Source organism: Pseudomonas sp. LF-5, from assembly GCF_037626295.1.
In the GTDB taxonomy this organism is placed as follows: Bacteria; Pseudomonadota; Gammaproteobacteria; order Pseudomonadales; family Pseudomonadaceae; genus Aquipseudomonas; species Aquipseudomonas monsensis.
Map to the genome: position 1 here is coordinate 122,549 of NZ_JARKMT010000014.1, position 8,381 is coordinate 130,929.

Annotated in this window: 8 protein-coding genes and 1 pseudogene; 2 read left to right on the top strand and 7 right to left on the bottom strand. The window is 57.8% G+C overall.

Annotated features, from left to right (window positions below):
• Positions 1–18: 18 nt before the first annotated feature.
• Together PseuLF5_RS26685 and PseuLF5_RS26690 are read right to left on the bottom strand one after the other, a co-directional pair.
• Positions 19–423, bottom strand: coding sequence for a GNAT family N-acetyltransferase (locus PseuLF5_RS26685; protein ID WP_340135020.1), 405 nt, complete (start codon positions 421–423; stop codon positions 19–21).
• Between the two features lie 54 nt (positions 424–477).
• A complete protein-coding gene (locus PseuLF5_RS26690; protein WP_123463195.1) occupies positions 478–1,383 on the bottom strand; it encodes a LysR family transcriptional regulator in 906 nt (301 codons plus the stop codon).
• A 102-nt stretch (positions 1,384–1,485) separates the two neighbouring features.
• Here PseuLF5_RS26690 and PseuLF5_RS26695 point away from each other — a divergent pair, with 102 nt between their 5' ends.
• Positions 1,486–2,658 (top strand): aspartate aminotransferase family protein, encoded by a 1,173-nt coding sequence (locus PseuLF5_RS26695; RefSeq protein ID WP_340135021.1) that lies wholly within the window; start codon positions 1,486–1,488, stop codon positions 2,656–2,658.
• Between the two features lie 124 nt (positions 2,659–2,782).
• Here PseuLF5_RS26695 and PseuLF5_RS26700 read toward each other — a convergent pair whose 3' ends face one another.
• From PseuLF5_RS26700 to PseuLF5_RS26710, 3 genes are all read right to left on the bottom strand, one after another.
• On the bottom strand, positions 2,783–4,702 hold the full coding sequence (locus PseuLF5_RS26700) for an alkaline phosphatase D family protein (protein ID WP_340135022.1): 1,920 nt from the start codon (positions 4,700–4,702) through the stop codon (positions 2,783–2,785).
• A gap of 72 nt (positions 4,703–4,774) precedes the next feature.
• Positions 4,775–5,515 carry a hypothetical protein gene (locus PseuLF5_RS26705; protein ID WP_340135023.1) on the bottom strand — a complete coding sequence of 247 codons (741 nt, stop codon included), beginning with the start codon at positions 5,513–5,515 and terminating at the stop codon, positions 4,775–4,777.
• 99 nt (positions 5,516–5,614) lie between these two features.
• Positions 5,615–5,980 carry a hypothetical protein gene (locus PseuLF5_RS26710; RefSeq protein WP_340135024.1) on the bottom strand — a complete coding sequence of 122 codons (366 nt, stop codon included), beginning with the start codon at positions 5,978–5,980 and terminating at the stop codon, positions 5,615–5,617.
• Between the two features lie 118 nt (positions 5,981–6,098).
• Here PseuLF5_RS26710 and PseuLF5_RS26715 point away from each other — a divergent pair, with 118 nt between their 5' ends.
• A complete protein-coding gene (locus PseuLF5_RS26715; RefSeq protein ID WP_128614993.1) occupies positions 6,099–6,854 on the top strand; it encodes a hypothetical protein in 756 nt (251 codons plus the stop codon).
• A gap of 34 nt (positions 6,855–6,888) precedes the next feature.
• On the opposite strand, the gene PseuLF5_RS26720 is transcribed toward PseuLF5_RS26715, so the two are convergent.
• Positions 6,889–7,218: a hypothetical protein gene (locus PseuLF5_RS26720; RefSeq protein ID WP_128614992.1), complete on the bottom strand. Its 330-nt coding sequence runs from the start codon at positions 7,216–7,218 to the stop codon at positions 6,889–6,891.
• A gap of 468 nt (positions 7,219–7,686) precedes the next feature.
• Positions 7,687–7,975: pseudogene (locus tag PseuLF5_RS26725) on the bottom strand (helix-turn-helix domain-containing protein); the annotation flags it as partial.
• Positions 7,976–8,381: the final 406 nt, after the last annotated feature.

The following is an 8,381-nucleotide window of genomic DNA, read 5'->3' on the forward strand; positions in this document are numbered from 1 at the left end:
GTTTTTTCCCGGCTCGTGCTATTTCCGGCGCGGCCGTTCCATGGCAATCACCGAGGTCTCGAAACCCAGGCTGGCGAAAAAAGTCTCAGCGCCTTCGCGCCCGGCACGCAGCACCCACGTGATATCCGGGTTGTCGCCCATGATGTGCTCGACCAGTGCGCGGCCAATCCCTGCACGCCGATGCTGCTCATCGACCACCACCATCGACAGGTAGCCGTTGGACAAGCCATCGGTGATCCCGCGAGCGAAACCGATGATGCGCTCACCCTGGACGGCGACGGCGGTGCGCTGAGAGTGCTCGATCAACTGGGCGAAGTGTTCAGCTGAGCCGGTGCGATGGCCCCAGCCATGCTGCCCGAGAAACAGCCGCACCGATTGCGTTTCGGCGGGCTGCAAATCGCGTACGTTGAGTGTGTTGTTCATCTGCTGTTCGGGTCCTTGTCAGCGATTCTTCATGGTGGGCTGGTGCAAGTGACGTCAGGATTTACCCCAGCGCTGCATGACAAACTCTACGAAACGACGCAGTTTCGGCAAGCGATAGCGATCCGGTGCGTAGAGCAGATGCATCGGTCGGCTGGGTGGCTGGAAATCGGCGATCACTTTAACCAGGCGGCCTTCGCGCAGGTCTTGTTCCACCAGCGCATCCGGCAACATCACGATGCCCATGCCGGTGCGGGCAGCCTGGTGCAGCCCGGCGGAACTGTTGATCAGCATCGGCCCGCTGACGTCGACCATGATCTCCCCGTCGGGGCCGCTGAGGCGCCAACGTTTTTCCACTGATTGCCAGTCATCACCGGCGGGATAGGCGAACGACAGGCAATCGTGATGCTGCAAGTCTTCCGGCGTTTTCGGCATGCCGCGCCGGGCGACATATTGCGGCGACGCGCACGCGGTCAGGGTGTAGTCGATCAAGGGCCGGGCGATCAGGTTGGACTGCTCGAAATTGCCGAGCCGAAACGCCACATCGAGACCGCTCTCCAGTAGGTCGGGACGGCTGTTGGTCAGCACCACATCGAGTTTGACCTGTGGGTACAGCAAGGAAAACTCACTGAGCGCCGGCGCCAGCCGTTCAACGCCGAACGTCAGCGGCGCGGTGAGGCGCAGCATGCCCCGGGGTTGATCGAGGGTCTGTTCGGCCAGGCGTTCGGAATCGGCGACCAACCCCAATACTTCCAGGCAGCGCTGGTAATAAACACTGCCAAATTCGGTAAGCCGTTGTCGCCGGGTCGTGCGTTGCAGCAGTTGCACGCCGAGCCGTTGCTCCAGCGCCCGCAGGTGATTGCCGACCATGGTCGTCGACATGTCGCACTGCAACGCGGCTGCCGTCATGCTCCCGGCTTCAACGACTTTGACGTAAACATTCATCGACTGGAACAGGTCCATTATCAAGCCCTGCTTTTAAATGAAAGAAGTTTTGCCGAGTTTATCCAGTTCTGGTGGCTAACCATACTGCAGACACACCGACCTGCACTGGAGTTTGAAGTCATGACCGCCGCCCTGATGAACACTTACCAACCGCTGGCCTTGAGTTTCACCAAGGGCCTGGGCACTCGCCTGTGGGATCAGGCCGGTCGTGAGTATCTGGATGCCGTCGCTGGCGTAGCGGTGACCAATGTTGGCCATTCGCATCCGCGCATTGTCGCTGCCATCAGCGAGCAGGCAGGGCTGCTGTTGCACACGTCGAATCTGTACAGCATCGACTGGCAGCAGCAACTGGCCAAACGGCTGACCGGGTTGTCGGGGATGGATCGGGCGTTTTTCAACAATTCCGGCGCTGAGGCCAACGAAACTGCGCTGAAACTGGCGCGTTTGTACGGCTGGCGCAAAGGCATCGAACAGCCGCTGGTGGTGGTCATGGCCAACGCGTTTCATGGCCGCACGCTGGGCACCTTGTCGGCCAGCGATGGCCCGGCGGTGCGCCTGGGTTTCAACGAACTTCCGGGGGATTTCATCAAAGTGCCGTTCGGTGATCTGGTGGCGCTGGAGCAGGTGCAGCAAAAGCATGGCGAGCGGATCGTTGCGATTCTCGTCGAGCCGATTCAAGGCGAAAGCGGCGTACAACTGGCTCCACCCGGTTACCTGCAAGCCCTGCGTGACCTGTGCAGCCGGCGCGCCTGGCTGCTGATGCTCGACGAAATCCAGACTGGCATCGGCCGCACCGGCCGGTGGTTCGCGTTCCAGCATGAAGACATCGTTCCGGATGTGATGACCCTGGCCAAGGGACTGGGCAATGGCGTACCGATCGGCGCCTGCCTGGCACGGGGCAAGGCGGCGGAACTGTTCACGCCCGGCAGTCATGGCAGTACGTTCGGTGGCAATCCGCTGGCTTGCCGGGTCGGTTGCACGGTGCTGGATATCATCGAAGAACAGGGGCTGCTGGAAAACGCGCGGATTCAGGGGGATCGCCTGTTGACTCGCCTGCGCGCAGAACTGGCAGACAATCCGAATGTACTGGCGATTCGTGGGCAGGGCTTGATGATCGGTATCGAGTTGAAACAGCCGGTGCGTGATCTGACGCTGATTGCCGCACGGGATCATGGGTTGCTGATCAACGTTACGCGTGGCAAGACGATACGGCTGCTGCCACCGCTGACGATTGATGAGCGCGAGGTGGGGATGATTGTCAGAGGTGTGGGGCTTGCTGTAACCGCACACTGACAGGCAACCGATGACACCTGTGGGAGCGAGCCTGCTCGCGATGGCGGTGGGTCAGTCGATACTTATATTGAATGATCAATCGCATTCGCGAGCAGGCTCGCCCACATTGGAAAAATGCGAGGCGCTAATCAGGATAATCCGTCAACTCCGGCGCCAGCATCCGCGTCTTCACCGCCCCATTTGAATTGTGCTGAATGATCTCGCTCGGCTGCCCCTGTTCATTGAAAAACACCTGCCCGATCCCCGCCGAATTCCACAAGCGCTCACCGGCCTCTGCATGTTCGGGCCTGTACGGCACGATGCGCATGCGTCGGCGTTTGGTAAACCAGTTGAGTGGCGAGCGCGGCGAGTAGAGCCAGCGATTGAGCCGGTCGAACCACTCCAGCAAGGTTTTCGGAAACTCGTTCTTGATCCCGCTGCTGGTGATCTGCCAGATCCGCGGACCGGCCTTGCGGTGTCGGATCAGCACTTCGTAGACGAAGGAATAATGCACATCGCCCGACAGCACCACGTAGTTACCGGGGGTACGCGAGTGTCGGAAAATATTCAGGATCACCTGTGCGGCGCCGCGATGGGCCATCCAGTTTTCCGCGTCCACCAGCAGCGGGTAACCGCACCAGCTGAACAGCTTCTGCACGGTTTCAATCAGCTTCACGCCGAAGATCGGCGCCGGTGAAACGATGATCGCCGACGGGTGATCGAGCAACGCCTGCTGCAACTCGCTCAAGGCTTCCCAGTCGAGCAAGCCCGACGGTTGCTTGAGCGCCATTTCACTGCGCCAGCGGCGGGTGCGGGTGTCGATGACCAGCAGCGCCGGACTGCTCGGCAATACGAAATGCCAATTCTGAAAACGCAGCAGGTCATCAATCAGCGCGTCCTGCACCGGGCTGTCGAGGTACTGATCATCGCCGCTGGCGCTCAGGCGTCGGGTTTTCTCCAGGACATCCTTGAAGGCATCAGGGTTATTGCCCCAGCCCTGGCACAACATGTACGCGATCAAGGCGTTACCGATGATGCGTTTGGAGAACGGATGGCCGTAGGCCGTTTCCTCCCATTGCGCGGACAGGTTCCAGTCATCGGTGATGTCGTGATCGTCGAAAATCATCAGGCTTGGCAGGTGCGCCAACGCCCGGGCGACATTGCCCAAGCCGGCCTTGAAGCCAATGATGCGAGTCTGTTCGAGGGTATAGCGCTTGAGCCGTGCAGGCGTCAGTTCGGGCGTTTGCGGATTGATCAGCGTCCAGGCCGTCGGCGACCACACCAGCAAGTACATCGCCATGACCTCGGCGAAGGTCACCAGATGATTGTCGGCACTGCTGCTGGTGAAAATCGGCTTACGCGCGCCACCGAAAAATCGCTCACGCAAGGTCTCGTTGCTTTCCAGCGCCGGTAACAAATCCGCGCGGTGGTAGTAACTGGCCGGGTGTTCGTAAAGCCTGGCGCTGTCGCTGACGACGGCGCCTTCGAGGTGTTCGTCGTACAGGCCAAGGCGTTCGATCAAGGCGTGGATCGCCCGCAGCATCGGGCCGGCAACGTCGTCGGCGTAGACCTGGTCACCGCTCATCATCAACAGTGCCGGGCGTTGTTGCGGATCGGTTTCGTCTGCCAGCAATTGGTCGACACACAGCAAGCCATCGGTTGCCGGGTGATGCGGCTTGCGACAGGACCCGTGTAGCAGTTGGTCGATCCGCGAGCGCAGGACGAAGTTCGGGCTCGTCGCATCGCCGTACAGCAGATGCGGCGCCCAGTCGGCGATGCCGGTTGTGTGGTCGATCAGCAGGTCATAGTCGATACGCGTATCGCCGGGCAGGGCGCTATCGAGAGGAACATCAATCAGATGAACAAATGCTTTGCGACCGACAGGAATGACCGTGCATTTCCCGGCGTCGAGAGGGATATCTCCTACACCTTGCAGGCGCAAGGTCAGCGACAGTTGTCGGCTGCCCACCAGCCATAGCACCAGTCGCGTCGGTTCCAGCCGTCGCAGCAGCGGGCCGGCCAAGACGGGAGGCAGCGGATTCAGTTCAGCAAGTGTCAGGGACATTCCGGGGCAAAGCTCAAGGCGCACAAGCCGGCGATGATAGCGCAGCCGGCGCCTTGAACCCTTAAATGAGGCTTAAGACTCGATCTTCTTCAATTTCAGACCGAGCAGGCGCCACGCGGCCTTGTCAGTGTCTTTACTGTCCACTTGTTGAACCGAGCAGTCGAAACCGTAGCTGACGTTGTCGCCCAACATGTTGCGAGCGCTGACGGTGCTGCTGATGGTGTAGGTCTGATCCTTGAACCGCTGGCTGCTCGCGCTCTTCGCACTGGCGATCGCGGTCGACGCGGAAAAGCGCATGGCGCTCTTGATGAAGGGTTCGCAAATCATGAACGCCATCAGGGACCGGTCCGCGTTCGGATGAGTGCCGGCCAATCGGCGCGAAACGGCAAAGTCGTTGTGCACGTTGTCCTTGAAGTCCTTCTCCAGCAGTGACGCGGGCAGGCGTTTGCTGTAGTTCGGCAGAAGGGCGGACTCGGGCGGAGAAGGCTCGTTCTGTGGTTCGCTGGCGACGTAGGTCGCAAGATTGTCGGAATCGGCAGGGGTCGATGCGATCACCGGTACAGGCTCCATTGACCTTTCTACTTCTGGCATGAGTGCTGCCGCGGCGCGCTCTGTTTCGCGGCTATCGGTTTGCGCCGGTGCCACTGGAAACAACGAAAACGTAATCGACAGCACGACCATTGCCACGATGAAACCGCCCGCTGCACCAACAATATTGCCGTAGAAGATATTCCAGCTACCGCGGTTCTTAACCACCCAGCGCCACATGAAACCCCAAGCCGCGACAAACGCCAGAAAACGCAGAAACTCCATTCGATCCTTTCCTTAATACTTCGAAACCTGAAATCAACGCACGCCCGAAGTGAACGCTGACGATGGGCGGCAAGATAGCAAAACAGTCACGCCGTCCGATCATGTGTTGGGGAAATAATTCACAGCAAGCAGCAGCAAGGTCGTCATGCCGGCGGCGAAGCCACACACCGCGCCCAGCAACTGACGCGCAACCGGATGTTCGGGTTGGCGGCGATTGGCAATCCACAACCAAACCCCCGCCAGAACCCCCGCGCTTGTGATGAACACCACCAGACTGCGATTGAGGTTTGGTGTCGCCATCGACGTACCAATGACAGCGCCGTAAATCAGCGTGAACACAATACCGGTCACCACGCTACTTCCGGCGCCAGCAAGGTTGGCAAGTAACAAGTTCCAGTCACCCCGTTGTTTCACCACCCACATCCAGGTTCCGGCCATCACTGACAAGCACAACAAAGCATCCATTGGTTTATTCCCGAGTGCGCGATTATTGAGGCGGTTGAGATGCCTCCTGCGAAGTGGACGGCAAGATAGCAAAATAGTAGCTTTGCGCCACTTTCTTCAACAACGTAACGGACTACGCATGCCGATTGTTTCTTCTGTCTCGCGCCTGCTCGGCGCATTCCTCTTCGCCATCGTAATGACCCCGGCGTTTGCCGGCTGGGATGAAACCCCGGAGGTCGCCTGGAAAGGATACCTCTCCGATTGTCAGGGTTTTCAGCAAGTAGTGAACAACGTTCAAAACGGGGTCATGACGACCAGGCAAGCGATGAACCGCGTCGACAGCTTGAATCACACTCTTTACGTCCATCGCGATCACCTCGCGCAGGCAAACCTTGCCTCTCCCGAATATGCCCGTTGCGAAAACGTCATTGCGCAAGCGTTCGAGATCCGGAACAAGGAAGAGGAGGTCCTGGTTGCAGAGCTTCAACAGCAATACTTCAAAGATCAGGCCGAGCACCAGGAGTCTCCGGAATACAAGCGCGCCCGCGCCCTGGGCTTTAGCGACGTCGGCGGACTTGGCAAGCTCAAAGAGCTCGCCGAGGATTCGGAAACGGATGGCGAAGACTACCTGAAGACCCTGATGATCACGGTCGACTGGGGCTGCGGCCGACATTTCCGCGCCGTGCAGTACGTCAAACCCTATGTCATCTACACCGCCCATCCCGATGAGGGCAACTGCGCCATCTATAAAGGGGTGGCGGTGCTGGGCGGAGAAATGGTGGAGAGGGGAGACACCATCGATCAGGAAGCGGTTTTTCAATACGTGGGATGGAAGAAACTGGAAGGGCCAGATGGGTTTCCCATCGACATTCGAGTGGTAAAGGTACTGAAGTAATCCGAAGGGATGTTTCTTCAGATCGCGCGTCTGTTTAGAGAATGTCCTTCAAATAACCCTTGAGCGCGAGGAGCGGCTGATCGAGCTGCTCCAGCGATTGCGCCTGACTGAAGTCGGCTGACAACTTGTGCAGCTCACGCCCCAGCGGTTTCTCGACACCGCCCAACGCATTCATCGCCAACCCCAGGCACTCGTTCAGCTTGAATTGGATGGTCTGGATATCACGACGTTTCACCAGCAACTCGAACACGTCTTTCTGGTAATCCCCCATGACCATGTCATCTCGCAGAATCGGGCTCAGGCCTTCTTCCTCATAAGCGAGTTTGAGGGAGAACAGGGCGACGGTTTCCAGTGACGTTTCCATGCAATGAATCCTTTGAGATGTCCTGTTGGTGAAACAGAGGAAGATCAAAAGATCGCAGCCTTCGGTAGCTCCTATAAAAGCAGCCACTTTCCAGCAGACGAAAAAAAAGGCCTTGCCAGGCAAGACCTTTCGTATTGGTGCCCAAGGGGCGGCCCGAAACTAACATTGGTTACTTGATTTGTATAGATTCAATTTTATGCGCATCTTTTTGTGCGCGTGAATTTGTCAAAACTGTTTAGAGCAGGTTTGACAGTCAGAACTCGAACGAACGTCGCGTTCCTGCGCAAATTTCAGACCCGGCTGATTCACCGTTTATTGGCAGATCTTACGTAGCGACGCAGACTTCAAAGCAGTGTCTGGGTTTTTACACAGTCCAGGCCAATAGCTGCCCCTTGGCGAGAGGCAGCTTACGACGATGAACTCGACGACGATCGATCCAAGCCAACCGAACGTCCGCCTGAATGCTCAGGAAAATGCTTCGGGGCTTTCGAAGCCCGCACTGAGCGCGGCTTCCAGTACCGAGTAATCCGCGAGGGAGGACAGGCCATGCGCTGCGCGTCGTAGCCGCATCAACTGTACATAACCTGAAACAGGCACGCCCACGAAGGTGGTGAATTGTCGATGGCAGTGAAACGCCGAAAAGTTCGCCACTTGGCCCAACGTCTTCCCACAAGTCACCTTTGAGATTGGCGTCGATGTAGGCGAGTACTGCATTGAAGCGCTTTGTGTGGGCGGCGTTGCTCGGCAAGTCAGGCACTGGATGGAGGCTCCGGGGAGTACGGTAGGCAATTAGAGTCAACTACACCGGCGTCTGCGCACCTGGCCGTGCTTGCTGAGGTCGCGATTGGGTTGCCTGTTTGGCAGGAGCCGCCTTCCATAGTGGCAACCCAGGTGCTTTGGTAAGGAAAAAATTCTAGAAGGGGGTTGACCACGTATTTTAATACTGTACTATTCGCCTCCCGCTAACGAGCAGCTTGATGTTGATCTTGGCTTAAGTAACTGATTTTGATGAAAAAAATTAGTTGCTTTTAAGGAAAAGCGCTGTAGAATGCGCGCCTCGGTTGAGACGAAAGATCTTAACCAACCGCTCTTTAACAACTGAATCAAGCAATTCGTGTGGGTGCTTGTGGAGTCAGACTGATAGTCAGCAAGATTATCAGCAT